Annotated in this window: 27 protein-coding genes; 15 read left to right on the top strand and 12 right to left on the bottom strand. The window is 49.0% G+C overall.

The window, feature by feature from the left end:
• Positions 1-465, top strand: a 465-nt coding sequence (locus BZG79_RS03085; RefSeq protein WP_199877520.1) for a class II glutamine amidotransferase, incomplete at its 5' end; no start/stop codon positions are given.
• 39 nt (positions 466-504) lie between these two features.
• Here the strand turns inward: BZG79_RS03085 and purN are convergent.
• Together purN and purM are read right to left on the bottom strand one after the other, a co-directional pair.
• Positions 505-1143 carry a phosphoribosylglycinamide formyltransferase gene (purN, locus tag BZG79_RS03080; protein ID WP_021024158.1) on the bottom strand — a complete coding sequence of 213 codons (639 nt, stop codon included), beginning with the start codon at positions 1141-1143 and terminating at the stop codon, positions 505-507.
• Positions 1140-2183, bottom strand: coding sequence for a phosphoribosylformylglycinamidine cyclo-ligase (gene purM, locus BZG79_RS03075; protein ID WP_077773699.1), 1044 nt, complete (start codon positions 2181-2183; stop codon positions 1140-1142). Before purM ends, purN begins: the two co-directional genes overlap by 4 nt.
• A 184-nt stretch (positions 2184-2367) precedes the next feature.
• On the opposite strand from purM, the gene upp reads away from it, so the two are divergent.
• Positions 2368-2994 carry a uracil phosphoribosyltransferase gene (upp, locus tag BZG79_RS03070; protein WP_021024156.1) on the top strand — a complete coding sequence of 209 codons (627 nt, stop codon included), beginning with the start codon at positions 2368-2370 and terminating at the stop codon, positions 2992-2994.
• A 167-nt stretch (positions 2995-3161) separates the two neighbouring features.
• On the opposite strand, the gene dxs is transcribed toward upp, so the two are convergent.
• Genes dxs through xseB form a run of 3 tightly spaced genes read right to left on the bottom strand, consistent with a single transcriptional unit; the run spans position 3162 to position 6198 of the window.
• Complete coding sequence (gene dxs / locus BZG79_RS03065; protein WP_077773698.1) at positions 3162-5033, bottom strand: 1-deoxy-D-xylulose-5-phosphate synthase; 1872 nt, start codon at positions 5031-5033, stop codon at positions 3162-3164.
• A 27-nt stretch (positions 5034-5060) separates the two neighbouring features.
• Complete coding sequence (gene ispA / locus BZG79_RS03060) at positions 5061-5960, bottom strand: (2E,6E)-farnesyl diphosphate synthase (protein ID WP_077773697.1); 900 nt, start codon at positions 5958-5960, stop codon at positions 5061-5063.
• Positions 5953-6198 carry an exodeoxyribonuclease VII small subunit gene (xseB, locus tag BZG79_RS03055; RefSeq protein WP_077461639.1) on the bottom strand — a complete coding sequence of 82 codons (246 nt, stop codon included), beginning with the start codon at positions 6196-6198 and terminating at the stop codon, positions 5953-5955. The genes ispA and xseB overlap by 8 nt, the downstream gene beginning before the upstream one ends.
• Positions 6199-6418: 220 nt before the next feature.
• On the opposite strand from xseB, the gene pomA reads away from it, so the two are divergent.
• The 3 genes from pomA (at position 6419) to thiI (ending at position 9763) form a co-directional block, all read left to right on the top strand.
• Positions 6419-7180, top strand: coding sequence for a flagellar motor protein PomA (gene pomA / locus BZG79_RS03050; protein WP_021024152.1), 762 nt, complete (start codon positions 6419-6421; stop codon positions 7178-7180).
• Positions 7181-7226: 46 nt separating this feature from the next.
• A complete protein-coding gene (locus BZG79_RS03045; RefSeq protein ID WP_077677214.1) occupies positions 7227-8168 on the top strand; it encodes a flagellar motor protein MotB in 942 nt (313 codons plus the stop codon).
• Between the two features lie 146 nt (positions 8169-8314).
• Positions 8315-9763: a tRNA uracil 4-sulfurtransferase ThiI gene (gene thiI, locus BZG79_RS03040; RefSeq protein ID WP_077773696.1), complete on the top strand. Its 1449-nt coding sequence runs from the start codon at positions 8315-8317 to the stop codon at positions 9761-9763.
• A gap of 66 nt (positions 9764-9829) precedes the next feature.
• On the opposite strand, the gene BZG79_RS03035 is transcribed toward thiI, so the two are convergent.
• From BZG79_RS03035 to BZG79_RS03005, 7 genes are all read right to left on the bottom strand, one after another.
• Entirely contained in the window at positions 9830-10435 is a 606-nt protein-coding gene (locus tag BZG79_RS03035; protein WP_077773695.1) for a DJ-1 family glyoxalase III, read from the bottom strand.
• Positions 10432-11322, bottom strand: coding sequence for a 2-dehydropantoate 2-reductase (locus BZG79_RS03030; protein ID WP_077773694.1), 891 nt, complete (start codon positions 11320-11322; stop codon positions 10432-10434). The genes BZG79_RS03035 and BZG79_RS03030 overlap by 4 nt, the downstream gene beginning before the upstream one ends.
• Before the next feature lie 101 nt (positions 11323-11423).
• Positions 11424-12239 carry an outer membrane protein OmpK gene (locus BZG79_RS03025; RefSeq protein WP_077773693.1) on the bottom strand — a complete coding sequence of 272 codons (816 nt, stop codon included), beginning with the start codon at positions 12237-12239 and terminating at the stop codon, positions 11424-11426.
• A gap of 218 nt (positions 12240-12457) precedes the next feature.
• The gene (locus tag BZG79_RS03020) at positions 12458-13852 is read right to left on the bottom strand and encodes an MFS transporter (protein ID WP_077773692.1); all 1395 of its coding nucleotides are present in this window, start codon (positions 13850-13852) and stop codon (positions 12458-12460) included.
• A gap of 20 nt (positions 13853-13872) precedes the next feature.
• A complete protein-coding gene (locus BZG79_RS03015; protein WP_236719503.1) occupies positions 13873-14370 on the bottom strand; it encodes a peptidylprolyl isomerase in 498 nt (165 codons plus the stop codon).
• A gap of 65 nt (positions 14371-14435) precedes the next feature.
• Entirely contained in the window at positions 14436-15005 is a 570-nt protein-coding gene (locus tag BZG79_RS03010) for a YajG family lipoprotein (protein WP_021024144.1), read from the bottom strand.
• A gap of 25 nt (positions 15006-15030) precedes the next feature.
• Positions 15031-16167 carry a methyltransferase gene (locus tag BZG79_RS03005; RefSeq protein ID WP_077461630.1) on the bottom strand — a complete coding sequence of 379 codons (1137 nt, stop codon included), beginning with the start codon at positions 16165-16167 and terminating at the stop codon, positions 15031-15033.
• Between the two features lie 170 nt (positions 16168-16337).
• Here BZG79_RS03005 and bolA point away from each other — a divergent pair, with 170 nt between their 5' ends.
• From bolA to dinB, 10 genes are all read left to right on the top strand, one after another.
• A complete protein-coding gene (bolA, locus tag BZG79_RS03000; RefSeq protein ID WP_077461629.1) occupies positions 16338-16655 on the top strand; it encodes a transcriptional regulator BolA in 318 nt (105 codons plus the stop codon).
• Between the two features lie 414 nt (positions 16656-17069).
• On the top strand, positions 17070-18251 hold the full coding sequence (nqrA, locus tag BZG79_RS02995) for an NADH:ubiquinone reductase (Na(+)-transporting) subunit A (protein WP_077773700.1): 1182 nt from the start codon (positions 17070-17072) through the stop codon (positions 18249-18251).
• Between the two features lie 3 nt (positions 18252-18254).
• On the top strand, positions 18255-19496 hold the full coding sequence (locus BZG79_RS02990; RefSeq protein WP_077773691.1) for an NADH:ubiquinone reductase (Na(+)-transporting) subunit B: 1242 nt from the start codon (positions 18255-18257) through the stop codon (positions 19494-19496).
• Positions 19486-20289, top strand: a complete 804-nt coding sequence (locus tag BZG79_RS02985) for a Na(+)-translocating NADH-quinone reductase subunit C (protein ID WP_021024139.1) — start codon at positions 19486-19488, stop codon at positions 20287-20289. Before BZG79_RS02990 ends, BZG79_RS02985 begins: the two co-directional genes overlap by 11 nt.
• Positions 20282-20914: an NADH:ubiquinone reductase (Na(+)-transporting) subunit D gene (locus BZG79_RS02980; RefSeq protein WP_021024138.1), complete on the top strand. Its 633-nt coding sequence runs from the start codon at positions 20282-20284 to the stop codon at positions 20912-20914. The genes BZG79_RS02985 and BZG79_RS02980 overlap by 8 nt, the downstream gene beginning before the upstream one ends.
• Before the next feature lie 6 nt (positions 20915-20920).
• Complete coding sequence (gene nqrE / locus BZG79_RS02975; RefSeq protein WP_021024137.1) at positions 20921-21517, top strand: NADH:ubiquinone reductase (Na(+)-transporting) subunit E; 597 nt, start codon at positions 20921-20923, stop codon at positions 21515-21517.
• 31 nt (positions 21518-21548) lie between these two features.
• Positions 21549-22772: an NADH:ubiquinone reductase (Na(+)-transporting) subunit F gene (nqrF, locus tag BZG79_RS02970; RefSeq protein ID WP_021024136.1), complete on the top strand. Its 1224-nt coding sequence runs from the start codon at positions 21549-21551 to the stop codon at positions 22770-22772.
• A gap of 84 nt (positions 22773-22856) precedes the next feature.
• A complete protein-coding gene (locus BZG79_RS02965; RefSeq protein WP_077577235.1) occupies positions 22857-23873 on the top strand; it encodes an FAD:protein FMN transferase in 1017 nt (338 codons plus the stop codon).
• Between the two features lie 120 nt (positions 23874-23993).
• Positions 23994-24215 (top strand): (Na+)-NQR maturation NqrM, encoded by a 222-nt coding sequence (gene nqrM / locus BZG79_RS02960; protein ID WP_021024134.1) that lies wholly within the window; start codon positions 23994-23996, stop codon positions 24213-24215.
• Positions 24216-24287: 72 nt separating this feature from the next.
• On the top strand, positions 24288-25255 hold a 968-nt coding region (gene dinB, locus BZG79_RS02955), incomplete at its 3' end, for a DNA polymerase IV (RefSeq protein ID WP_108743220.1).

Below are 25255 nucleotides of genomic sequence, written 5' to 3'. Positions count from 1 at the left end.
CTCTCTGGGTTTGAAAGTCTCGAGACGGGACATTTCAAACCCGTGGGAGAGACCGATAGTGAAAAGGCCTTTTGTTGGTTGTTAAACGAGCTGTTTAAGCATTATCCAAAGCAACCGGACAACATGTGTGAGGTGTTTGATTTTATTGCTTCACGCTGTGACCGACTGCGCGCGCTTGGCGTATATAACATGCTGTTTAGCGATGGCGATTATGTGATGGCGTATTGCACCAATAATCTGCATTGGATTACACGTCGTGCGCCATTTGGTCGAGCGAGTTTGATCGATCAAGAAATGACAGTTGATTTTCACGAGCAGACAACGCCGGATGATATTGTTTCAGTGATTGCGACGCAGCCGCTGACCAATAATGAGAGCTGGCATAAGATGCAAGAAGGGGAGTACTGCGTGTTCCACTTTGGCGAGGTCTATTGCTCGAACCAAGCGAGCGTCGCCACATCATGATCGAACAGGCGCCGAGGCGCCTGTTCATCGCAATGCCGGTCAATCGTCAGCTGCATGGCCTGAAGGACCGAGTGGCTGATTGTCCAACCAAGCTTTCCCAGCTTCCATTTTAAGCCGTCCATCAATAAACCATTTAACCACTAATGGATAGATTCGGTGTTCTTGTTGTTGAACACGGGCGGCGACGGAATCAATCTCATCATCGGCAAAGATAGGGACGCGAGCTTGTAATATCACAGGCCCACCATCAAGTTCTTCCGTGACAAAATGTACCGACGTCCCATGCTCTTTGTCGCCAGCATCAATCGCGCGCTGGTGGGTATGTAGTCCCGTGTATTTAGGGAGCAGTGATGGGTGAATATTCAGCATCCGCCCTGCGTAATGGCTGACAAAACCTGGGGTTAAAATACGCATAAAGCCAGCCAATACCACTAAGTCGGGTTGATGAACATCGATAGCCCGAACCAAAGCCGCGTCATAGTCTTCGCGGCTGGCATACGCTGTATTAGCAACGACCTGAGCGGGAATATCGGCTTGCTCGGCACGTGTTAGGCCATATACGTTTGCTTTATTGGCGATAACAGCAACGATGCGTGCCTGATGCCCCTGATGAAACTGATCAATGAGCGCTTGCAGGTTTGAGCCACTACCAGAAATTAACACAACAATGCGTTTCATTCTGTGAGCTCCACTTGCGCTTCACTAGCGTTTGCATGGGCAATATGACCCAGTTGCCAAGCGGTTTCTCCTGCTTCATTGAGTAAAGCAATTGCTTTCTCTGCTTCGGTTTGTGGTAGCGCAATGACCAAGCCAACACCACAGTTAAACGTACGTAGCATTTCGTAATCGCTGACATTGCCTTTTTCTTGCAGCCAGTCAAAAATTGCAGGCCACTGCCAGCTGTTATTGTCGATCACTGCTTTTGTCCCTGCAGGTAATACGCGGGGAAWGTTCTCCCAAAAACCGCCACCTGTGATATGTGACACCGCGTGGATTGAGGTTTGCTCCTGCAGCGCCAAGACAGATTTGACGTAAATACGGGTCGGTGCCAACAAATGTTCGATAAGCGGTTGACCGGCCAATGGCGTGCTGAGATCCGCTTGGCTCACATCGAGGATTTTACGGATCAGGGAATAACCGTTTGAGTGCGGACCACTGGACGCAAGGCCAATCAGTGCATCGCCATCGCCGACATTGCTGCCATCAATCAGCGCCGACTTTTCCGCCACCCCGACACAAAAGCCAGCGACATCATAATCGTCGCCACTATACATTCCCGGCATTTCAGCGGTTTCGCCGCCGATCAAGGCACAGCCGGCTTGTTGGCAGCCGTGTGCGATTCCGGTCACGACATTGGCAGCGACGTCGACGTCGAGCTTTCCTGTGGCATAGTAATCAAGAAAAAATAACGGCTCTGCGCCTTGCACAATTAGATCGTTGACACACATCGCCACCAAATCGATGCCAATTGTGTCATGTTTATTCGCGTCCAATGCAAGGCGTAGCTTGGTTCCAACGCCATCCGTACCAGACACCAGTACGGGCTCTTTGTATTTGGTTGGCAATGAACAAAGTGCACCAAAACCGCCTAGTCCTCCCATCACTTCAGGGCGATGTGTTTGTTTCACCACACCTTTAATACGATCGACCAGTGCGTTGCCGGCATCAATGTCGACACCTGCATCTTTATAGCTAAGAGATGATTGTTTACCGCTCACTGCAATTCCTCGCCGGAGTTGGAAATCAAAAGTCGGCGCTATTCTATCAGCGCATTCAGTGAAAGGAAAACGTTTGCGCGAGCAGTTTGGTGAGATTCTAAACGATATATCAAGCGCTATCTCTACGCTAGCAAATTACTTTCATGTATACTACCGAGAATTTGTTTTTTGTAAGGAGTCTAAGATGAAGGTCGTGGAAGTAAGGCACCCGTTAGTCAAACATAAAATCGGCTTGATGCGTGAACGTGATATCAGCACCAAGCGGTTTCGTGAGCTTGCCACCGAAGTAGGTAGCCTGTTGACTTATGAAGCCACCTCAGACTTCGATACAGAAAAAGTGACGATCGATGGCTGGGATGGCCCGGTTGATGTCGACCAAATTAAAGGTAAAAAAGTGACTGTGGTGCCTATCCTTCGTGCTGGACTCGGTATGATGGATGGTGTCTTAGAGCACGTTCCTGGCGCGCGGATCAGTGTCGTGGGTGTCTATCGTGACGAAGAAACCCTTGAACCTGTGCCTTATTTTCATAAGCTGGCGAGCAACATCGATGAGCGAATGGCCTTGGTCGTGGATCCGATGTTAGCAACCGGTGGCTCTATGATTGCGACGATCGATTTGTTGAAAGAGCAGGGCTGTCAGCAAATTAAGGTTTTGGTTTTGGTCTCAGCGCCTGAAGGGATCGAAGCACTGAAAAAAGCACATCCTGATGTGGAGCTTTATACTGCTGCCATTGATGAGAAGTTAGATGATAACGGCTATATTGTTCCTGGTTTGGGCGATGCTGGCGATAAGATTTTTGGCACTAAGTAACTTTTTGGCACTAAGTAACTAAGTAACTAAGTAACTAGGTCATTAAGTAACCAAGCCATTAAGTCGTCAGAAGCCAAGTAGCCAGACGCCAAGTCATCAAATTAATCGTTTGGAAAAACAAAAAAACCGCTAAGTACTAGCGGTTTTTTTAGTTTCAGGGGCTTAGCTTAACCTAGCTTAGCGAGGTAGCGCCGGATTTGGGCTTCAATGCCGGTGCTGTCTAATTCGATATCGGCATGGATTTCTTGTTGTGTGCCTTGCGAAATAAAACGATCGGGTAAGCCTATTTGCAGGACGGGTTTCACCGTGCCTTGCGCCATCAATGTTTCAATGACGCCAGAGCCAGCGCCGCCCGCTACCGCATTCTCTTCCACGGTTACCAAGCAGTCATGGGCTTTTGCCATCTCCTCGATCAGTGTGTGATCAAGAGGCTTAGCAAAGCGCATATCGACAACCGTTGCATTGAGCGCTTCTGCCGCTTCTAATGCGCTTGGCAGCAAGGTACCAAAGTTAAGGATCGCGATGCACTCGCCTTGACGTTTGACCACACCCTTACCCACGGGGATAGCTTGCATTTTATCTTCAATAACAGCGCCCATCCCGCTGCCTCGTGGGTATCGCACTGCGGCGGGACCATCATGAGTATGACCGGTATACAGCATTTGACGGCATTCGTTTTCATCACTGGGCGTCATGACAACCAAATTTGGGATGCATCGTAAGTAACTTAAATCAAACGCACCTTGGTGAGTTTGACCGTCGGCGCCGACAATACCACCGCGATCAATCGCAAATAACACCGGAAGATTCATGATCGCGACATCATGAATGAGCTGATCATAAGCGCGTTGTAGAAAGGTCGAATAAATCGCGACCACCGGATGATAGGTTCCAATCGCCATACCCGCGGCAAGCGTTACCGAGTGTTGTTCCGCGATAGCGACATCAAAATATTTATCTGGGTGTGCCTTAGAAAAGCGGACCATGCCAGACCCTTCTCGCATGGCTGGCGTGATGGCTAACAATTTGTCATCTTGTTCGGCCATATCACAAAGCCAATCACCAAACACATTGGAAAAGCTGGGGCTGGAAGGCTTGGACTTAGGTAACGTATGCACGCTCGGATCAAACTTGGGGACAGCATGATAGCCAATCGGATCGTTTTCTGCCGGCGCGTAACCTTTGCCTTTTTTGGTCATCACATGTAAAAATTGCGGACCTTTTAGGTGGCGCATATTTTTAAGGGTTTTGACCAGCTCTTCGACATCGTGCCCATCAATCGGACCAATGTAATTAAAGCCTAACTCTTCAAACATGGTGCCAGGCACGACCATGCCTTTGAGGTGTTCTTCCGCACGACGTACCAATTCTTTAATCGGGGGGGCGCCGGAGAGCACTTTTTTGCCGCCTTCGCGAATGCTGGTATAGACATTGCCAGAAAGCAATTGCGCAAAATGATTATTCAAGGCGCCGACATTTTCTGAGATAGACATCTCATTGTCATTCAGTACGACCAACATATCGGGCTTCACATCCCCAGCGTGGTTCATGGCTTCAAAAGCCATCCCCGCGGTGATGGCGCCGTCGCCAATCACACTGACTACGCGCCGGTTTTGCCCTTCTTTTTCCGCGCAGATAGCCATCCCGAGAGCTGCGCTGATTGAGGTCGAAGAGTGCCCGACTGACAGCACATCGTAAGGGCTTTCTTCTCGCCAAGGGAAGGAGTGAAGGCCACCTTTTTTCCGGATCGTGGGCATCTGCTCCCGCCGTCCGGTTAAGATTTTGTGGGGGTAAGCTTGATGCCCCACATCCCAAACAAGATGGTCAAACGGCGTATTATAGACATAATGCAGCGCCACAGTGAGTTCCACCGTTCCCAGCCCTGAGGCAAAATGGCCGCTGGAATGGCTCACTGTGTTAAGTAAATAGGTACGTAACTCCTCGCACAACTGAGGCAAGTGGTCACGCGGTAAGGTGCGTAACTCTTCAGGCGTATCAGCAAGCGCGAGGGTTGGGTATTTTGATATATCCAATGTCATAATGGTTCGGCGCTTTTATTAATCATGCTAGTTGTTGCGCTCGATGATATATCGGGCAAAAACTTCCAGTTGCTCGGTATTGTAGGGGATCGCCTCCAAGGCGTGTAGTGCTTCTTGGTAAAGTTGCGCCGCTTTTTCTTGCGCGCCAGCCAGCCCCAGCAAAGCAGGGTAGGTGCTCTTTTCCGCATTCACATCGGAACCTTGAGGCTTTCCAAGCGTTTGCGTATCGCTGGTAATGTCCAAAATATCATCCTGAACTTGGAATGCGAGCCCGATAGCATCCGCAAATCGGTCTAACGATCCAAGGTATTTCACCCCAGTCTCCCCAGCCGCATAGGCCCCCAATCGTACCGCCGCTTTAATGAGTGCACCGGTTTTATTACGATGAATTTGCTTCAAGGCATATAAATCAACGGCTCGGCCTTCTGYGGCTAAATCAAGTGATTGACCCAGGCACATCCCGGATGCGCCGCTTGCATTGGCCAATACTTTCACCATATCGATACGGTATGGTTGGGCATTTGGATTGAGTTCACCTTCAGCAAGCACGGTAAAAGCCAGTGTTTGTAGCGCATCACCGGCGAGAATCGCCGTCGCTTCATCGAATGCAACATGACAAGTCGGCTGACCACGGCGCAAACTGTCGTTGTCCATCGCCGGTAAATCGTCATGGATTAATGAATAAGCATGAATACATTCTACGGCTACTGCGGGTGTGTCGAGCTGCGCAAGCGGTATACCGAAAAGTTGCCCCGTCGCATAGGTTAAAAACGGGCGAATCCGTTTTCCTCCCAATAACAAGCCATGGCGCATCGCCTGAATAAGAGGTTGTTCCTGATGGTCTAGGGTATAAAGCCAGGATTCAAGTTGTCGGTTACTTCGCGTTTGCGTCTCGCGCAGCGTATCTTTTGCAACAGTACTAGTCATCGTCTTGGGGGGAAAACTCAGTCAGTGGCCCATCGTCTTCTTGCGAAAGCAAGATCTCGACCCGTTGCTCGGCGTCCGCCAAGGTTTTTTGCCCTTGACGGGTTAAGGTGATACCACGCTCGAAGCGTTTCATTGCCGTATCAAGCGGCAATTCGCCGGACTCTAACGCGCCAACGATACTGTCTAACTCTTTGAGCGTGTCCTCAAAGGTCATATTTTCTGGTTTCTTCACAGCCATGATGCCATAAAATTAGAAAAGAAAGGCTAGACGGTAACTCAGCGGTGAAAAGTGGTCAAACCGCAGAGGCCGATTTTGTGTTCTTACCCCAAGCGGTAAATGGCATGTTATCCTTATTGATATTGACGGATTTACGCTAAACCTAAAGGATTGGTTGCCGATATAACCAATACCCTGAAAATGAACAACAATGACTTAATGGTAGTTAAGGGAGACTGACGTGGATATAGCGACGCTCATCGGCATCCTCGGTTCGTTCGCATTCGTTGTCATGGCGATGCTGCTGGGCGGCACCATGAACATGTATTTTGACGTTCCATCCGTGTTGATCGTCATCGGGGGCAGTCTATTTGTTGTCTTAACCAAATACACGATGGGGCAATTTTTTGGCAGCTTTAAAATCGCGGGTAAGGCTTTTATGTTTAAGTCCGATGACCCGGAAGATTTGATTGCCAAGATTATCGAAATGGCAGATGCTGCTCGTAAAGGTGGGTTTCTCGCCCTCGAAGAAATGGAAGTGAATAACTCGTTTATGCAAAAAGGCGTCGACTTGCTCGTTGATGGCCATGATGCGGATGTGGTCCGTGCCACCTTGAAGAAAGATATCAGCTTGACGGAAGAGCGGCATGATCACGGTATTGGTTTTTATAACGCGTTAGCGGATGTCGCCCCAGCAATGGGGATGATCGGGACCTTGATTGGTCTGGTTGCCATGCTTTCTAACATGGATGATCCTAAGGCCATCGGCCCGGCAATGGCAGTGGCTTTGCTGACGACTATGTACGGGGCGATGCTGGCAAATATGGTAGCGACACCGATTGCCAACAAGCTCGCACTACGCAAAGAACAAGAGAAGTTAAACCGTCGTCTTATTATGGACGGCTTACTCGCGATTCAAGATGGTCAAAACCCACGTGTGATTGATGGCTTTTTGAAAAATTACCTCAATGAAGGCAAGCGTGCAGTGGATGTCGATAATTAAAGCGTCTGCGTTGAACATCAAAAATAGCGAGATTTAAGGAGTCCTCATGGCACAACAGCAAGAAGAAGAAGAGGAATGCAAATGCCCGCCTCCCGGCTTACCGCCTTGGATGGGGACGTTTGCAGACTTGATGTCACTGCTCATGTGCTTTTTCGTCCTTCTGTTGTCCTTTTCAGAAATGGACGTGCTCAAGTTTAAGCAAATCGCTGGCTCGATGAAATTTGCGTTTGGGGTACAAAACGTCCTTGAGGTGAAAGATATTCCTAAAGGGACCAGTGTGATTGCACAAGAATTTCGCCCTGGCCGCCCAGAGCCGACGCCCATTGAAGTGATCATGCAGCAAACCATTGACATGACGCAGCGCACTTTGGACTTTCAAGAGGGGCAAGATGATCGCTCTGGCGGATCTCAGCGGACAACCTCTGACAAAGAAGGTGGATCGAGTGCTCAGGTTGCATCACAGCTTGAACAACAACGGATGCAAGAGCAACTTGAGCAGTTACAAAAAGCCTTGATGCAGGCGTTGCAGCGCGAGATAGAAGAAGGCGCTATCGAGGTTGAAAATCTAGGTCAGCAGCTGGTTATCCGCGTTCAAGAAAAGGGGGCGTTTCCTCCCAATTCTGCGTTTTTGCAGCCTAAGTTCCGCCCCATGGTGCGCCAAATTGCGCAGCTGGTAAAAGATGTTCCTGGAGAAATTAAAGTGTCAGGCCATACCGACAGCACACCGCTGGAGTCTGAGCTATATCGATCTAACTGGGACATCTCCGCACAGCGTGCGGTCTCAGTGGCACAGGAAATGGAAAAAGTGCCCGGCTTTAACCATTTGCGGATGAAGGTAGAAGGCTTGGCCGACACCCAGCCACGAGCTCCGAATAGCTCTCCCGACAATCGGGCCGCCAACCGGCGTGTAGAAATCGCTGTGATGCAAGGGAAACCGAGCTTTTCAGACGAGATCTCTGCTGATGATGTGGCTGATCCCATTCCTTAACATCCTCTGCGACGGTCACGACTTATCGATTCCGATGCGTGAGCGTCGTCTTATTGCCGTTTAATAGACACAAAAATAGCCGGTTTCAGCGGCGCCTTGGTTATTGTATAATCCGCGGCTTTATTTCCAGCTGTATCGARCCGGTTATGAAGTTTATTGTTAAAATTCACCCTGAGGTGATCGTCAAAAGCGAGTCAGTCAGAAAGCGTTTTACTAAAATCCTCGAATGCAATATTCGTAATATTCTAAAGCGTCGGACTGGTAATACGGCGGTATATAACCGTCGGGATCACATTGAGGTGACATTAAAACAACCGGACGAGCGTCAGCTGGTGCTGGATGTGCTAACTAACACGCCTGGCGTCCAAACTGTGCTTGAGGTAGAGCAGACACTGTTTAACGATTTGCATCATATTTATACACTCACCTTAGAGGGTGTGCGTGATCAAATTGAAGGAAAAACCTTTTGTGTCCGAGCCAAACGCCGCGGCAAGCATGACTTTAGTTCTATTGAGCTTGAACGCTATGTGGGCGGTGGGTTAAACCAAGCTGTTCCGTCGGCAAGCGTACAGCTGAAAAAGCCTGACGTAACCGTGATGATGGAAGTTGACCACGATAAGCTGAACTTGGTGAAGCATCGTCATACCGGCTTAGGCGGCTTCCCGCTGGGTACGCAAGAAGACGTACTGAGCTTGATATCGGGCGGCTTCGACTCAGGGGTGTCGAGTTACCTGCATATAAAACGTGGTAGTAAGGTTCACTATTGCTTTTTTAATCTTGGCGGCAAATCTCATGAAACGGGTGTGCAGCAGGTTTCTCACTACCTTTGGAATAAATTTGGTTCCTCGGCCAAAGTGAAGTTTATTTCGATTGATTTCGAGCCGGTGGTTAATAGCATTCTCGAAAACGTTGATAACGGTCAGATGGGCGTGGTGTTGAAACGCATGTTTGTGCGTGCGGCGAGCATGGTTGCAGCGCGCTTCGGTATTCAGGCCTTGGTAACCGGCGAGGCTTTGGGTCAAGTATCTAGTCAAACACTCACTAACTTGCGCATGATTGATAACGTCACTGATAGCCTGATTTTGCGCCCGCTGATCAACTGGGACAAAGAAGATATTATTGATACTGCACGCAAAATTGGCACCGAAGATTTTGCTAAAACCATGCCTGAGTACTGTGGGGTGATTTCGAAAAAGCCCACGGTCAAAGCGGAAAAAGCCAAGTTAGAGCATGAGGAGTCAAAGTTTGACTTTAGCTTGTTAGAACAAGCGGTTGATCAGGCGACGATCATGGATATTCGTGCCATTGAAGCGCTAAGCAAAGAGAAAGCGCCAGAAGCGGAATGGGTCAACGAGGTTGATAAAGATTCCGTCGTTTTAGATATTCGCAGCCGCGAAGAGCAAGAAGACAAACCACTTAAGGTTGAAGGTGCGAACGTCGCTCATATTCCCTTCTTTAAGTTGGCGACGCAATTCGGTGATCTTGACCAAAGTAAAACCTATTTGCTCTATTGTGAACGTGGCGTAATGAGTCGACTGCAAGCCCTGTACCTCAAAGATATGGGCTTTGAGAATGTGAAAGTCTATCGGGTTTAATCATTGTGAATGTAAAAAACAGGCAGCCCAATCGGCTGCCTGTTTGCGATTAGGCGCTGAGCCGATTTATCCTTCGCTGAATTTTTTCTCATAATGCAATTGAGGCAACGGCATCATAGGCTCAGCGACCTGCCAGGCCAGCTTTTTGYCGCCAAGTACATGCACGATTTCAATCGCGAACTCCATCGCTGAGCCGGGTCCCTGACTAGTAATTAAACGGTGATCATAATCGGTCATCACTCGGCGCCGACTGAGCCATTGCTCGGGGATCTGCTCACTGACACTCGGATGGCAGCTTATATGAGATCGAGGGAACAGCTGGTGGCGTTGCAGAACTAAAGCCGGCGCCGCACAAATCGCCGCGACCCAAGCCTGATCGCTTTGCTGCTGCTTAATGATCTCTGTTACCAGCGTGCTGTCACCTAAACATTGTGCGCCGTCGATGCCACCCGGTAAAACCACGCAATCAAATGGTTGATCGGCCACCGCGGCGAGTGTGGTGTCACAGACGATCACCACCCCACGAGAGCCGGTGAGGGTGAGCATCCCATCAGGTGCCGCACTGGCGACAGTCACGTCAAACCCCGCTCGTCGCATCACGTCAATCACGGTGACTGCTTCTATTTCTTCGCTGCCGGGGGCCATACAAATGAGGAGACGTTGTTGACTCATGAGGATTCCTTATGCCGTTGACCTTGTTGTACCGCCTGATAGAGCTGCTGATGATGCGGGGCCGATATGTGGTGTTCGGCCGCGCGCTGCAACACATAACCGGTAATGTATTCGAGCTCTGTCGGACGTTGATAGAAGACATCACGATTCATGGATGAATAGTTGTTTGCGGTTGCTTTTACCACGGTATCAATCTGTTGGCGGATCTCTGTCACAGAGGTGTGGACGCCTTCAGCGCGCATCACATTGGCTAACTCTTGGCACAGTTCGCGAATGATAGGATCGTAGTCAACTTTGAGCAACTCACCATTTTGAATGCCATGCACCGCGGTCAGTGGGTTAATTACGCTGTTGATCGCCAGTTTATACCAAAGTGACTGAAAAATGTCGCACTTCCATGTCGCGGTGGGAAGGGCATGATCAAACACCTCGGCAATAAAGGTGCAGGCATGGCCGGCTTGATTGCCTGGTCCAATAGCGGTTGGTCCATGCCCGGTGTGCTGACAATCACCGGTACGGGTGCGACAGACACCATGAGATGTGGTAGCAAGCAGCAGAGGTTGAGCGTCAGGTAACTGTGTTGCCAGCCATTGATGCGGTCCCATTCCATTATGCATAAGTACAACCAGAGTCTCTGGGTGTAAATAGGATAGATAGGGAAGCAATGCGGCTTGGATATCATAGGCTTTGGTGCAGACTAACCAGAGATCGCTTTGTTGCATCAAAGCGGTTTGGTTGGCGGGCAAGGTGAACGATGTGCCGTCTAAAGAAAGGGTGCGTTCACTTGCGTGGTCTCGTGTGACCAGATTAACGCTATGTCCTGCTTGGGTTAGTTTCACCGCCCATAATGTGCCAATGGCGCCAGCACCAATTAGGGTAATCCTCATCACATCGCCTGCTTGGTTAAAACCTCAGTGTATCATAACCATAGAGGATGAAAGGCAAAGCAGGAAAGCAGCGCGTCGACGAGGGCCGGCGCGCTAGTCAGTTAGAATTTGTAGGTGGCGTTTAGGTAGTGAGAGATACCTGAGGTATCAGCGGTACCACCATCTTCAAACAAGTAGATATCGTTATAGGCTTTTAGGCCATAACCGAGGGCGTAGTTATCTGAATGCCAGTACAGGCCGTTAAACATCGCGCCGCCGTGGGTCGCTTGGTTGTTGCCTTTAAAGGTGTCATCGGCACCAAACTGGTAATCGATATAGCCTTGATAAGACAGGAAACTGCCGTTGTCAAAGAAGTGGAAAGGCTTAAACCAGTTGGTGGAGAATTGGTAACCGTTCCAGTCTTTTTTGTTGATGTCATACAAACCGTAAAGGTTCATGCCCACTTTGCCAAACCAAGGTAGTTCAACATCGGCACCAACCCCCCAGAATGAATTATTAACAATATCGTTGCCTCCATCCCAGTTAAAAAGGGTTGAAAAGTAGACTTCTTGTACAGGGCCAAACGACAAGTCTTGCCCGGTGATGCCGTCAATTGAGAAGCGGGGTGCGAGCTTCATGAACAGCTTGGACGCATTCTTTTTATTGTTGTTGCTGCTATCGTCTTCACCTAAGTCAAAAATATCGACGTAACCATAAAGATCGACCACGCCTTTACGGCCGCCGAATTCCATTTCTAGGTAGTTATGGTCCTTGTCAGTATCGGTACCGAACTGTGGCTTTTCATTAATGGCATACATAGCATTAAACTGAAGCCATTTGTGATCATTTTTGTAAATGTCATCGGAGTAATCGGCGGCGTTGGCAACAGATACGCCGCTTGCGGCGATAACGGCGAGTGCGAGTAGGGATTTTTTCATAGTGACTGCCTCTGCTGGGTGTTAATTACGTGGTGCGCGTTTGTTAAGAGCAGTATATTGATTAAGTTCACTATAAAGAATGCAATAAATATAGACACACAAATAGGCTGTGATCAGCTGCAAGTTGTAACCGTTTACATGGCCGTTTTATGTGATCTTTGTTAATAATTATACGACAGTGGAGAGCAAAACTTTGCACTCCACTGTGATATGTAGGGTCAGTTGCGACGTGAATCTGGGCAGTGTTCAGGTGTTTGATCGTTTTGTGACGGGGATTGGCGGAATTGCCTGCCAATATAGATCAGCATGACCAGTCCAGGAATCACCATCAGAGCGGTTATTACGAAAAATGTTGACCAGCTATCCAACCAGTCCACCATCATGCCACTAAAGGAGGCGACCGTGGTGCGGCCTAGATTCCCCAACGACGCTAAGAGGGCGTACTGAGTGGCTGAAAACGCACGACCCGTTAAGAAGGTTAAGAATGACACGAACGCAATGGTTGCAAACGCTGACGTAAAGTTATCGACTAAGATTGCGCCCAGCAGCAGGTGCTCGTTGGGCCCAACCATCGCCAGCCAGGCAAACATCAGGTTGCTGGACGCCATGGCCACGCCACCAATAAACAGCCCTTTAATCACGCCGAAACGCAAATTGATATAACTACCAATCAGGGTGTAGACCACGGTGAGGCCCCAACCGACAAGTTTGGAGTAGTAACCAATTTGTTCATTGGTAAAGCCGACATCTTTATAAAACACGATCGACATCCGTCCGAGGAAGGCTTCACCCAGCTTGAATAAAAATACAAACAGCAACAGGGTTAATGCTACTTTCACCCCATTGCGACGGAAAAACTCGGCAAAGGGCTCGACCACGGTGACCGCCAGCCACGCACGCAAGCCACTGTATCCTTGCGCCAAATAGTGGCGAGTGGCGGCATCTTGGCGCTGTTCGCGGTCACTTTCTGGTTCTTTCACATACAGCGTCGCCAATGCCATTAAGCCGATAAAGCCTGCCATGATCACATAAACATGATTCCAACCGATGGCATCGGCGTTAACAAAGCCAACATAACCTGGCACCGAATAGCCGGTCCACCAACCAATCACAGACATCGCTGATGCCAGCGGAAACTTATCAGTCTCATGTTCAGCAAAGTTATCAATCCGAAAGGCGTCAATGGCAATATCCTGGGTGGAAGAGGCCAATGCAATCGCAAAGATGAGTGAGGATAACACCACAGTAGTAACCCAAGGATCGACCGCTTTAAGCCCTTGTAAATCAAGTTGTGACAACGCCAAGGTGGCAATCAACATAATAGCTTGAGTCGAAAAAATCCAACTGCGGCGCTGACCCAAGCGCTGAGATAGAAAAGGGATCTTAATGCGGTCGAGTAATGGCGCCCATAAAAAGTTGACTGCATACAGGACGAAAACCGAACCAAATAGACCAATCGCGGTGCGTGATAGGCCCTCGTCGGCCAACCAACCATTTAAGTTGGAGCCAATCAACACCCAGGGAAAGCCACTACAGCAACCCATTAAGAAAACAAAAAGTAAACGACGATCGGCGTAGGGCGCCAATGTCGTTTTGAACTTGGATGACAGCATAGTGGTTAGCCTACTTGTCGCTATTGAGAGGACATCCGGTAGATATTGGTGATAACAATCGGCTGTTGCGGTACATCTTGCATGCGTTTGCTCGGGACGGTCACTGTGGGTTGCTCGGTCATCGTTTGGAGCGTATTAAAGCCCTCCACGACTCGACCAAAAACCGTATATCCCACTTTATTGGGCGTGGCGTCTAAAAAGCCATTATCACGGATGTTGATATAAAACTGCCGGGTGGCGGAGTCGGGCTCTTGCGTACGTGCCATGGCGATTGTCGCTCGCCGATTCTTCAAACCGTTAGATGATTCATTGTCTACCGGCTCGTAGCTTGGTCGGCGATTCAGGGCTTTATCAAACCCGCCGCCTTGCACGACAAATCGTGGGATCACGCGATGAAACTGCGTCCCGACATAACTGCCATCGTCAACATAACGCAAAAAGTTGGCCACGGTTTTAGGCGCTTTTTGTGGGTTTAGTTTTACCGCAAAATCACCCAAGGTGGTTTCGACTTTAACCATGACACTGGCTTGCACTGGCGTGATGACCAGCACAAGAATCCAGAGAAGCGAACGACATACCATGCTTAAAAGTGTGCTTTCATATGATCAAGGAGTTGCTCGTCGTCGGCAATGTCTTGTAACACCGCTTCAAGCAAGTTATTCAGCGCCAGTTCGATATCATCAGGTGATGCACTGCTTACACCACTTTGCGTCGATTTCCCGGTATAACGCTTAACAAAGCGACCCTCAGGGGATTCAGCAACGAGCTGTAATTGAACCGATGCTTCCATGTCATGTTTAAACACGGTGTGTTTGACTCGGACTAAGGCATCAAGAATGTCGAGGCGCAACACTCCCGGGCCATTGGCAACCACTCGAAACCCTTGTGATGACAGTTGACGAGACAGCGTGTCTTCTAATACCACACGCAAATTCTGGCTGGCGTGCAGCGGTTTGACATTGGAGCGACCGCTATCGATAACCGCAACGAATTGTGCGGTACGTAAGTCTTTACTCTTCACCACGACCGGAAGATTGTTGACTTGCTGCTGATTGGATGACGCCGGAGAGGGTGCGATAGTCAGCTGTGGCTCACGGGGTGTCGAACAGCCAGCAAGGACTAATACAGCGATAGCAATAATCAGTTTTTTCATGGGGTTCGGCTTCCTTTTCTTAATATTAGGCATTGACTGCCTTGAGAATAACGAATTTTTTATTCGACGCAACGACAGTGACATGACCAAAAAGACGTTTAAGCTTAGTATGATAGCCGAGATGACGATTGCCAATGACTAAAAGCTCGCCATTCGTGGTCAGAACACGTTTTGCGTCACAAAACATTTGCCAAGCAATATGATCGGTAATGGTTTGCTGCTGGTGGAAGGGTGGGTTACAGAGCACAAGATCGATATCTGTATGCTCAAAACCGGTGAGGCAATCTCTGGCCTCACAGAGAAAACGGCGTGAGTCGATATCATGGCGATTCAGATTGTGTTTTGCGCTGGCGACGGCCATATGGCTTTCATCGACCGCATAAATGAACGCCGCTGGATTATTTCGTGCCGCTTGTAATGCCAATACGCCGTTACCGCAGCCTAAATCGACAATGCGTTTTAAATGTGCCTGACTCGGAATGTGCGGCAGCATTAAATACGCGGCAATATCGAGTTTCTTGGCCGAGAAAACATTGGGCCAGTTAGCCAGTCGCATCGAGAATTCTGGTACGTCGACATCGTTGACCGGATCGGGCTGCGGTACCGGTTGCTTGGTCGGTGTGGTAAAAATCAAACGCGCTTTTTTCTTCGCCAGCGAGGTGGTTGTTGCCCCCAGCCAATGCTCAAACTGATTAAGGGTCGAGGTATGGATCTCTTTCGCTTTAGCACTCGCTAGCACAAGCGTATGCGCATCAGTGACACTGGCGAGTTGCTGAAGTTGCCAAGTGAGCATTTTACTGCTTTTCGGTACGCGTAACATCACCGCATCGATATCCGCCGGTAAGGTATCTAAGCTGGTAAGCTGAGTGATACCCGCGAGATCATTGTGTGCCAGATTCTCAATCGTCGCTTGCTGCGAAATAACCGAATCGCTGACTTGAAAAACATCAAATCCTTGCTGGCTGGCCCAGCAACTGAGTGCGCCAAATTGATCATTAATGATCAATATTCGCGCATTTTTACGTACTGACCATGTGCTAGCGTGCGCAATCATATATTCATCGGCGGCATCGAAGGCTTGTAGCGTCTCATTTTTTCGCTGCGGGTAACGGTGTAGCGTCAAGGCTGATTCGCTACCTGGAATCGGAAGTAGTGTTTTCATTGGCGCGTTTGCATCGGGGGTTACGGACTGCGTATATTGTCGCACTCAAGCGATAACTGCAATGTAAACGAGGGCAAACTGCCTGTCGTTGCTTGATCCATCACTCGATTCGCAATTTTATCAATAACGGCTAAAATCTGGGCAGGTCGCCCGGAGATTTTGGGGACGTCATGAAAATTGAAACAGAAATAACAGAAAAACTGACGCGGGCTTTCACGCCGGCCCACCTTGAGGTACACAACGAAAGTTATATGCACAATGTGCCTGAAGGCGCGGAAAGTCATTTCAAGGTGGTGGTTGTCTCGGAGCTATTCAGCGACCAGCGGCTTATTCAGCGCCATAGAGCGGTGAATAGCACACTCGCGGATGAATTGGCGGGTGAGGTTCACGCGCTTGCGATTCACACCTATTCACCGCAAGAATGGCAAGCGCAGACCCAAGCGCCTGACTCTCCGGCATGTCGAGGTGGTGACGTGAATGCGTCTTAGACGAGTGAGAGTGGGCATGATTTTATCTTTTACCTCATGGCAACAATTTCTTACATAAAGGCCTGGTGTCTGCTTGGTATTGATTACGGCCAGACAAGTGTTAATCCGTGACTGTCTCGGTCAACAGCTGTCTGCAACGCGTAAAAAAACAACAGTAAAACTGTGAAGTTACAACGCGCATTGTTTGTACAGGTATGGATAATTGCCACGCCCTAGTGACAATATCCATAGAATCAGTGCTGGGGTTAGTGATAGAATATCGTGCTTAAAGACTAACCTAGGTTGCCTTTGTGTGATGGAGTGGTTAGCAGGATGTTGCGACGGTGTGCCTTTAGGCCGCCATTCAGTCGAAAGTCGTGTCTTTAACTGCGCAATAACAGAATTCTTTTTCCCGTTAATGTAGTGCAAGTGCGTATGATTACAATAAAAAAGGGTTTGGATATCCCCATCGCAGGGACTCCTACTCAGGTGATAAGTGATGGTCCAGCCATCAAGAAAGTCGCCTTGCTTGGCGAAGAGTACGTTGGAATGCGCCCCACTATGCATGCGCGAGTGGGTGATGTAGTGAAGAAAGGCCAAGTGGTTTTCGAAGATAAGAAAAACCCTGGCGTCAAATTTACTGCGCCCGCAGCTGGTAAAGTGGTTGAAGTCAATCGCGGTGCCAAACGTGTTCTTCAGTCTGTCGTCATTGAAGTCGATGGAAATGAGCAAGTTACCTTCAATAAGTATGAAGCGTCGCAATTAGCCTCGCTAGACCGTCAAGCCGTTGTTGATCAACTGGTTGAGTCTGGGATGTGGACCGCGCTCCGCACCCGACCGTTCAGCCGTTCTCCAGCGATTGATGCTGAACCCGAAGCTATTTTTGTTAACGCAATGGACACTAATCCGCTCGCCGCGGATCCTAAAGTGATCATTGATGAACAGAAAGAGGCCTTCGTGGCTGGTTTAGACGTCGTATCGCGCCTCACGGACAAATCTGTCTTTGTGTGCAAAGCAGACGTTGAGCTTCCAACCAGCAAGCAATCTAATGTCGAACAACACGTTTTTGCTGGTCCTCACCCAGCAGGACTGGTTGGTACCCATATCCATTACTTGCGTTCTGTTGATATGGAAAAGCAGGTGTGGCATCTCAACTATCAAGATGTGATTGCGTTTGGGCATCTATTCCTAGCCGGTGAAATCCATACGGACCGTGTTGTGTCTATTGCGGGTCCTATGGTCAGTCAGCCACGCCTCATTCGTACCCAGCAAGAGCTGTTTGGTTGGCTAGCACCCGGTAAAAATCGCTTCTCAGTGACGCGCGCTTATCTTGGCCATTTGTTTAAAGGTCAGCTTTTCAATTTAACCACCTCCACCAATGGCAGTGATCGTTCCATGGTGCCGATCGGTAATTATGAGCGAGTGATGCCGCTAGATATCGAGCCAACCATGTTGCTGCGTGATATCTGTGCCGGCGATACAGATAGCATGCAACAGCTAGGCGCGCTGGAGTTAGATCCTGAAGATTTGGCCCTTTGTACCTTTGTCTGCCCAGGCAAGTACGAATTTGGTCCAATGCTCCGCGAGAGCCTGGAAAAAATTGAGAAGGAAGGGTAACAGATGAGCCTGAAAAACTTTTTAGAGCAAATCGAGCCACACTTTGAGCCAGGCGGTAAACACGAAAAGTGGTTTGCCTTGTATGAAGCGGTTGCGACCATTTTATACACGCCAGGTATGGTGACCAAAGCCGGCGCGCATGTGCGTGACAGTATCGATTTGAAACGCATCATGATCATGGTTTGGCTTGCGGTGTTCCCAGCGATGTTCTGGGGGATGTACAACACAGGTAACCAAGCGATTATGGGCTTGATGGACTTGTATTCAGGCGATCAGCTTGCGCAGGTCATTAGTGGAAACTGGCATTATTGGTTAACCGAGTCCATCGCTGGGCCGCTAGCGGCTGCAAGCTGGGGGACCAAAACCATTCTCGGTGCCACCTACTTCCTGCCTATTTATGCCACCGTCTTTATTGTAGGTGGTTTCTGGGAAGTACTTTTCTGCATCGTGCGTAAACACGAAGTAAACGAAGGTTTCTTTGTTACATCCATTTTGTTTGCCCTCATCGTGCCGCCGACATTGCCATTATGGCAAGCCGCGCTCGGTATCACCTTTGGTGTGGTCGTTGCAAAAGAGATCTTTGGCGGAACGGGACGTAACTTCTTGAACCCAGCATTGGCCGGTCGTGCGTTCTTGTTCTTTGCCTATCCAGCACAGATCTCGGGTGATTTGGTATGGACTGCAGCTGATGGTTACTCAGGTGCAACCGCGCTAAGCCAATGGTACACCGGTGGCCAATCAGCACTGATGCACAATGTTAGTGGTCAAACCATGACTTGGATGGACGCCTTTATTGGTAATATCCCAGGTTCAATTGGTGAAGTCTCGACCATTGCCATCTTAATTGGCGGTGCAGCCTTGGTATACATGCGGATCGCGTCATGGCGCATCATCGTGGGTACCTTTTTGGGCATGGCCGTTGCGGCGACCTTGTTTAATCTGATTGGTTCAGATACCAACCCGATGTTCAGCATGCCGTTCTACTGGCACTTGGTGCTGGGTGGTTTTGCATTCGGTATGATGTTCATGGCAACAGACCCGGTATCTGCTGCGTTTACCAATAAAGCGAAATGGTGGTATGGCGCATTGATCGGTGCCATGGCAGTGATCATTCGTGTGGTAAACCCAGCATATCCAGAAGGTATGATGCTGGCGATCTTGTTCGCTAACCTGTTTGCACCTCTCTTTGATAACTTGGTGATTCAGGGCAACATCAAACGGAGACTGGCTCGTAATGGCAAGTAGTAACGATAGTATTAAAAAGACGCTGATCGTTGTTATCGCGTTGAGCTTGGTGTGCTCAATCGTGGTGTCTGGTGCAGCGGTGGCGTTACGTCCTTTGCAACAAATGAACGCAAAATTAGACGTACAAAAGAACATCCTTTCGGTCGCAGGTGTCGATGTGGCGGGTGGTAAGAGCGCGATTAACGATGCTTACAACAAGTATATTGAAACGCGCTTAGTCAGCCTTGARAAGGGCGACTATGTCAGCCCGGATGCTGTCAATGTTGCTGATGCAGCTGATTATGATCAGCGCGCAGCCGCGAAAGATCCTAGCCTCTCGAAAAAGCTAAGTAGCGAAGAGAATGTAGCAGACATTGGCCGTCGTGCTGATGTCGCTAAAGTCTACGTCGTGAAAAATGATTCGGGTGATATACAGCGCCTCATTCTCCCCGTAAAAGGCTCAGGCCTATGGAGTATGATGTACGCGTTTGTCGCGGTTGAGCCGGATGGTAACACGGTTGCTGATATCGTTTACTATGAGCAAGGTGAAACCCCTGGCTTAGGTGGCGAGGTCGAAAACCCGAAATGGCGCGCGAAGTGGGATGGTAAAAAACTGTTCAACGAGCAAGGCGAGCCAGCCATTCGAATCGTTAAAGGCGGCGCACCTGAAGGAAGTGAGCACGGCATTGACGCGCTTTCTGGTGCAACGCTGACCAGTAACGGTGTTCAGAATCAATTTAATTTCTGGCTAGGTGAGCAGGGTTTCGGCCCGTTCTTAGCAAAAGTTCGTGAGGGAGGCCTGACCAATGGCTGAAGCGAAAGAACTGAAGAAAAATCTGCTATCGCCGGTGCTAGACAACAACCCGATTGCCTTACAGGTTCTCGGGGTGTGTTCGGCACTAGCGGTGACTACGCAGATGCAGACAGCCTTTGTCATGACACTGGCGGTGATGTTCGTCACCGCAATGTCTAACTTTTTCGTGTCGCTGATTCGCAACCACATTCCTAATAGTGTACGTATCATCGTTCAAATGGCGATCATCGCTTCATTAGTTATTGTGGTTGACGAAACGCTGAAAGCGTTTGTTTATGACATCTCTAAACAGCTTTCGGTCTTCGTGGGGCTGATCATCACTAACTGTATCGTGATGGGACGCGCTGAAGCCTATGCAATGAAGTCATCGCCACTACCGTCGTTCATGGATGGTATCGGTAACGCATTGGGTTATGGTTTTGTTCTGATGACAGTGGCTTTCTTCCGCGAGCTTCTTGGCTCTGGCTCTGTCTTTGGCGTATCAATCCTGCCGGTTGTCAGCGAAGGTGGTTGGTATCAGCCTAACGGCATGATGCTGTTAGCCCCCTCTGCATTCTTCCTCATCGGCTTTTTGATTTGGATTGTGCGTACCTTCAAACCAGAACAAGTTGAAGCGAAGGAGTAACAGCACATGGAACACTATCTAAGCCTGCTGGTGCGCTCAATCTTTATTGAGAACATGGCGTTGGCATTCTTCCTCGGCATGTGTACTTTCTTGGCGGTGTCTAAGAAAGTGAAAACGGCGTTCGGCCTCGGTGTCGCTGTTGTGGTGGTACTGACTATTTCGGTACCGGTTAACAACCTGGTTTACAACCTTATCCTACGTGAAGATGCGTTGGTTAAAGGGGTGGATCTGAGCTTTCTGAACTTTGTGACCTTTATCGGTGTTATTGCTGCTTTGGTACAAATCTTGGAAATGGTATTGGATCGGTTCTTCCCACCGCTCTACAACGCACTCGGTATTTTCCTACCGTTGATTACAGTGAACTGTGCCATCTTTGGTGGCGTATCATTTATGGTACAACGTGATTACAACTTCGCCGAGTCGGTCGTTTATGGCTTTGGTTCGGGCGTAGGCTGGATGTTAGCCATCGTCGCGCTGGCGGGGATCCGCGAGAAAATGAAGTATTCAGATGTGCCACCTGCACTACGAGGATTAGGGATTACCTTCATCTCTGTAGGTCTGATGGCATTGGGCTTTATGTCTTTCTCTGGTGTGCAACTGTAAGCCGGGTAAACTGCGAGGAAAGGAATAGTCAATGGACATTATTCTTGGTGTAGTGATGTTTACTCTGATTGTACTGGCGTTGGTGATGGTGATTTTATTCGCCAAATCGAAGCTGGTACCAACCGGAGACATCACAATCGATATTAATGACGATCCTGAAAAAGCGATCGTCACTCAGCCAGGCGGAAAACTGCTTGGCGCACTGGCTGGTGCTGGTGTATTTGTGTCTTCTGCCTGTGGTGGCGGTGGTTCATGCGGTCAATGTCGTGTGAAGATCAAAGAAGGCGGTGGTGACATTCTACCGACCGAGCTTGACCACATTACCAAAGGTGAAGCGCGTGAAGGTGAGCGTCTGTCGTGTCAGGTTGCTATTAAGCAAGATATGAAGATTGAGCTGCCAGAAGAGATCTTTGGCGTCAAGAAGTGGGATTGCGAAGTTATTTCTAACGATAACCAAGCCACGTTTATCAAAGAGCTTAAATTACGTATTCCAGATGGTGAATCGGTACCTTTCCGTGCCGGTGGTTATATTCAAATTGAGGCGCCACCACACCATATTAAGTACTCGGATTTTGATATTCCTGAGGAATACCGTGAAGACTGGGAGAAGTTCAACCTTTTCCGTTACGAGTCTAAGGTAGATGAAGACATTATTCGTGCGTACTCCATGGCTAACTACCCTGAAGAAGAGGGTATTATCATGCTTAACGTACGTGTGGCGACGCCACCACCGCGTAACCCAGACGTGCCACCGGGCCAGATGTCCTCTTACATTTGGTCATTAAAGCCGGGTGACAAGTGCACTATCTCGGGTCCATTTGGGGAGTTTTTCGCCAAAGACACCGACGCAGAGATGGTATTTATCGGCGGTGGTGCAGGTATGGCGCCAATGCGCTCACATATCTTTGACCAGCTCAAACGTCTTAACACGGATCGTAAGATTACGTTCTGGTATGGCGCGCGGTCTAAACGTGAAATGTTCTACGTTGAAGATTTCGATATGCTCCAAGAGCAAAATGAGAACTTCAACTGGTATTGCGCACTGTCCGACCCGCTACCAGAAGATAACTGGGAGGGTGATACTGGCTTTATCCATAATGTGCTTTATGAAAACTATCTGAAAGATCATGAGGCACCGGAAGACTGCGAGTATTACATGTGTGGACCACCAATGATGAACGCTGCCGTGATTGGCTTGCTTAAAGATCTTGGTGTAGAAGACGAAAACATCATGTTGGATGATTTCGGCGGATAGGCACTGATTGTTCGTCTGACCTTGTAATGGCTGGCCCAAGGGCCAGCCATTTTACGTATAAACCTGATGTCGAAGGACACCACTATGAAGAAGTTTTGGTTACGCTGTGCAACAGTCGTTGCCGTGGTTGCAGGTCTTGTCGGTTGTGAGCGCGCCCCTGAGCTTGTGCATCTTACGGGCGAGACGATGGGGACCTATTATTCGATCAAATATATCGCGACGGACGCTACTCCCTCGCAGGATGTCGTTCAAGCGGCTATCGATCAGCGTTTAGAAACAGTCAACGATCAGATGTCGACTTACCGAACAGACTCCGAATTGAGTCAATTCAATCAGCACCAAGCGAACTCACCTGTTTCTGTCTCTCCAGCGACAATCACCGTGATTAACGAGGCGATTCGGCTGAATCAATTTACCCAAGGCGCGCTTGATGTCACAGTGGGACCACTGGTTAACCTTTGGAGTTTTGGGCCAGAAAAGCGGCCGGAGACTATTCCCAGTGATGAAGAGATAGCGTCACGGATGGCGATGACGGGCTTAGAACACCTTAGTGTAGATGGGCGTCGACTCACAAAAACCAACCCTGACTTGTATGTTGACTTATCAACCATTGCGAAAGGGTACGGGGTGGATGTTGTGGCAAACTACCTTGGCGATTTAGGACTCGATAACTATTTGGTTGAGATTGGTGGTGAGTTACAATTAAAAGGTGTTAACCAAGATCAAGTGCCTTGGCGTATCGCGATTGAGAAACCGAGTGCGGGAGCGCAGTCAGTACAAGAGATCGTCGAGCCAGGCGATATGGCGGTTGCTACATCTGGCGACTATCGCAACTACTTTGAAAGTGATGGTATGCGTTATTCGCACATTATCGATCCTGCGACAGGACGTCCGATCAATCATCACTTGGTCTCAGTAACCGTGCTTGATCCGTCTTGTATGACGGCTGATGGCTTAGCCACGGGCTTTATGGTACTCGGGCCAGATAAAGCGATGGAATTAGCCAACAAAGCGAATATTCCTGTATTTATGGTAGTAAAAACAGACGATGGGTTTGAAGAAATCGCGTCAGAGGCGTTTAAACCTTATTTGCAGCGTTAGTGTCTTTATGGACAGCGTCAGTGCCGTTGAGGCAGCACGATTAAAGCACGCGTAATGCGTGTTACTCGCTCAGCGCATCACATGGCGCTGAGCATCACGACCAATAATAGGTGAGCAATTATGTCAGTCTTTCTTATCACCTTCGCAGTCTTTCTCCTTGTCATTGCGGGTATGGCGATCGGTTATATCGTTCAGCAGAAAACCATCAGCGGCAGCTGTGGTGGCTTGGGGGCGATCGGTATTGAAAAAGAGTGTGACTGCCCAGAGCCGTGCGATGCACGAAAAAAACGCGAAGCGCGGGCGGAGAAGACGCGTGAGTGGAAAAAAAATCAAATTATCTAACGTGTTTTGCCAACGCGTCATTTTATAAAGCGCGTGGCTAACCCGTCTGAACTCTGATGAAAAGGCCGGAGCATGAGCAGAAAAATCATTCATATTGATATGGATTGTTTTTATGCCGCAGTAGAAATGCGCGATAATCCGGCCTTACAGTCTATTCCTTTAGCCATTGGTGGCTCTGCCGATGGACGTGGTGTCATTGCCACCTGTAATTATCCCGCGCGGCGGTTTGGCATACGTTCTGCGATGGCCACCGCTCAAGCATTAAAGCTGTGTCCCGGCTTGACAGTGATGCGTGGCGACATGGCGAAATATCGTCGCATCTCTCAACAGTTGCATGCTATTTTTCATCGCTATACCGATACCATAGAACCGCTTTCCCTTGACGAAGCCTACCTCGATGTCTCTGAGACTCAATGTTATCAAAATTCTGCAACCTTAATAGCCGAAGCAATTCGGCGAGACATTCGCCATGAGTTAGGATTAACGGCCTCGGCGGGCGTGGCGCCGATTAAATTTATCGCCAAAGTAGCGTCGGATAAAAAAAAACCCGATGGTATTTGCGTGGTGTCACCCGACCAAGTTGAACACTTTGTTCGCGATCTCCCTTTACAGTCTATTCCTGGTGTGGGACGGGTCACCTTGACCAAGTTGCATGAATGGAATCTGTTTACCTGCCATGATATTCAAACCGCGGATCCATCAATGCTTGTCCAGCGCTTTGGTAAATTTGGTTCCGTGCTTTGGCAGCGTGCTCATGGCATTGACCGACGTGAGGTGCAAGTTGAGCGTATACGGAAATCCGTTGGGGTCGAAAAAACCTTGTCTGAGGATCTAAACTTGCTTGATGCCTGTTTGCCGTGGATTGATCGTTTATACGATGAATTGCTGACGCGATTAGAAAAAGCTGATGCAGGGGGACGAATTTGCCGGCAAGGGATCAAAATGAAGTTTAATGACTTTCAAACCACCACGGTCGCACACCGATGTGAGTCCTTGGACCGCGCCTTGTTTGATACCTTGTTACACGAAGCCTTTTATCG

This window comes from Salinivibrio sp. MA427 (assembly GCF_001996115.1).
GTDB lineage: Bacteria > Pseudomonadota > Gammaproteobacteria > Enterobacterales > Vibrionaceae > Salinivibrio > Salinivibrio costicola.
Note: the sequence above shows the minus strand (reverse complement) of the source record. Positions and strands in the feature narration are given on the sequence as shown.

Bases quoted from the DNA above. Each gene is read 5' to 3' on its own strand.
- purN (WP_021024158.1), bottom strand. From the start codon at position 1,143: ATGAAACGCATTGTTGTGTTAATTTCTGGTAGTGGCTCAAACCTGCAA.
- upp (WP_021024156.1), top strand. From the start codon at position 2,368: ATGAAGGTCGTGGAAGTAAGGCACCCGTTAGTCAAACATAAAATCGGC.
- dxs (WP_077773698.1), bottom strand. From the start codon at position 5,033: ATGACATTGGATATATCAAAATACCCAACCCTCGCGCTTGCTGATACG.
- xseB (WP_077461639.1), bottom strand. From the start codon at position 6,198: ATGGCTGTGAAGAAACCAGAAAATATGACCTTTGAGGACACGCTCAAA.
- BZG79_RS03045 (WP_077677214.1), top strand. From the start codon at position 7,227: ATGGCACAACAGCAAGAAGAAGAAGAGGAATGCAAATGCCCGCCTCCC.
- thiI (WP_077773696.1), top strand. From the start codon at position 8,315: ATGAAGTTTATTGTTAAAATTCACCCTGAGGTGATCGTCAAAAGCGAG.
- BZG79_RS03030 (WP_077773694.1), bottom strand. From the start codon at position 11,322: ATGAGGATTACCCTAATTGGTGCTGGCGCCATTGGCACATTATGGGCG.
- BZG79_RS03025 (WP_077773693.1), bottom strand. From the start codon at position 12,239: ATGAAAAAATCCCTACTCGCACTCGCCGTTATCGCCGCAAGCGGCGTA.
- BZG79_RS03020 (WP_077773692.1), bottom strand. From the start codon at position 13,852: ATGCTGTCATCCAAGTTCAAAACGACATTGGCGCCCTACGCCGATCGT.
- BZG79_RS03015 (WP_236719503.1), bottom strand. From the start codon at position 14,370: ATGGTTAAAGTCGAAACCACCTTGGGTGATTTTGCGGTAAAACTAAAC.
- BZG79_RS03010 (WP_021024144.1), bottom strand. From the start codon at position 15,005: ATGAAAAAACTGATTATTGCTATCGCTGTATTAGTCCTTGCTGGCTGT.
- BZG79_RS03005 (WP_077461630.1), bottom strand. From the start codon at position 16,167: ATGAAAACACTACTTCCGATTCCAGGTAGCGAATCAGCCTTGACGCTA.
- bolA (WP_077461629.1), top strand. From the start codon at position 16,338: ATGAAAATTGAAACAGAAATAACAGAAAAACTGACGCGGGCTTTCACG.
- nqrA (WP_077773700.1), top strand. From the start codon at position 17,070: ATGATTACAATAAAAAAGGGTTTGGATATCCCCATCGCAGGGACTCCT.
- BZG79_RS02990 (WP_077773691.1), top strand. From the start codon at position 18,255: ATGAGCCTGAAAAACTTTTTAGAGCAAATCGAGCCACACTTTGAGCCA.
- BZG79_RS02980 (WP_021024138.1), top strand. From the start codon at position 20,282: ATGGCTGAAGCGAAAGAACTGAAGAAAAATCTGCTATCGCCGGTGCTA.
- nqrE (WP_021024137.1), top strand. From the start codon at position 20,921: ATGGAACACTATCTAAGCCTGCTGGTGCGCTCAATCTTTATTGAGAAC.
- nqrF (WP_021024136.1), top strand. From the start codon at position 21,549: ATGGACATTATTCTTGGTGTAGTGATGTTTACTCTGATTGTACTGGCG.
- BZG79_RS02965 (WP_077577235.1), top strand. From the start codon at position 22,857: ATGAAGAAGTTTTGGTTACGCTGTGCAACAGTCGTTGCCGTGGTTGCA.
- nqrM (WP_021024134.1), top strand. From the start codon at position 23,994: ATGTCAGTCTTTCTTATCACCTTCGCAGTCTTTCTCCTTGTCATTGCG.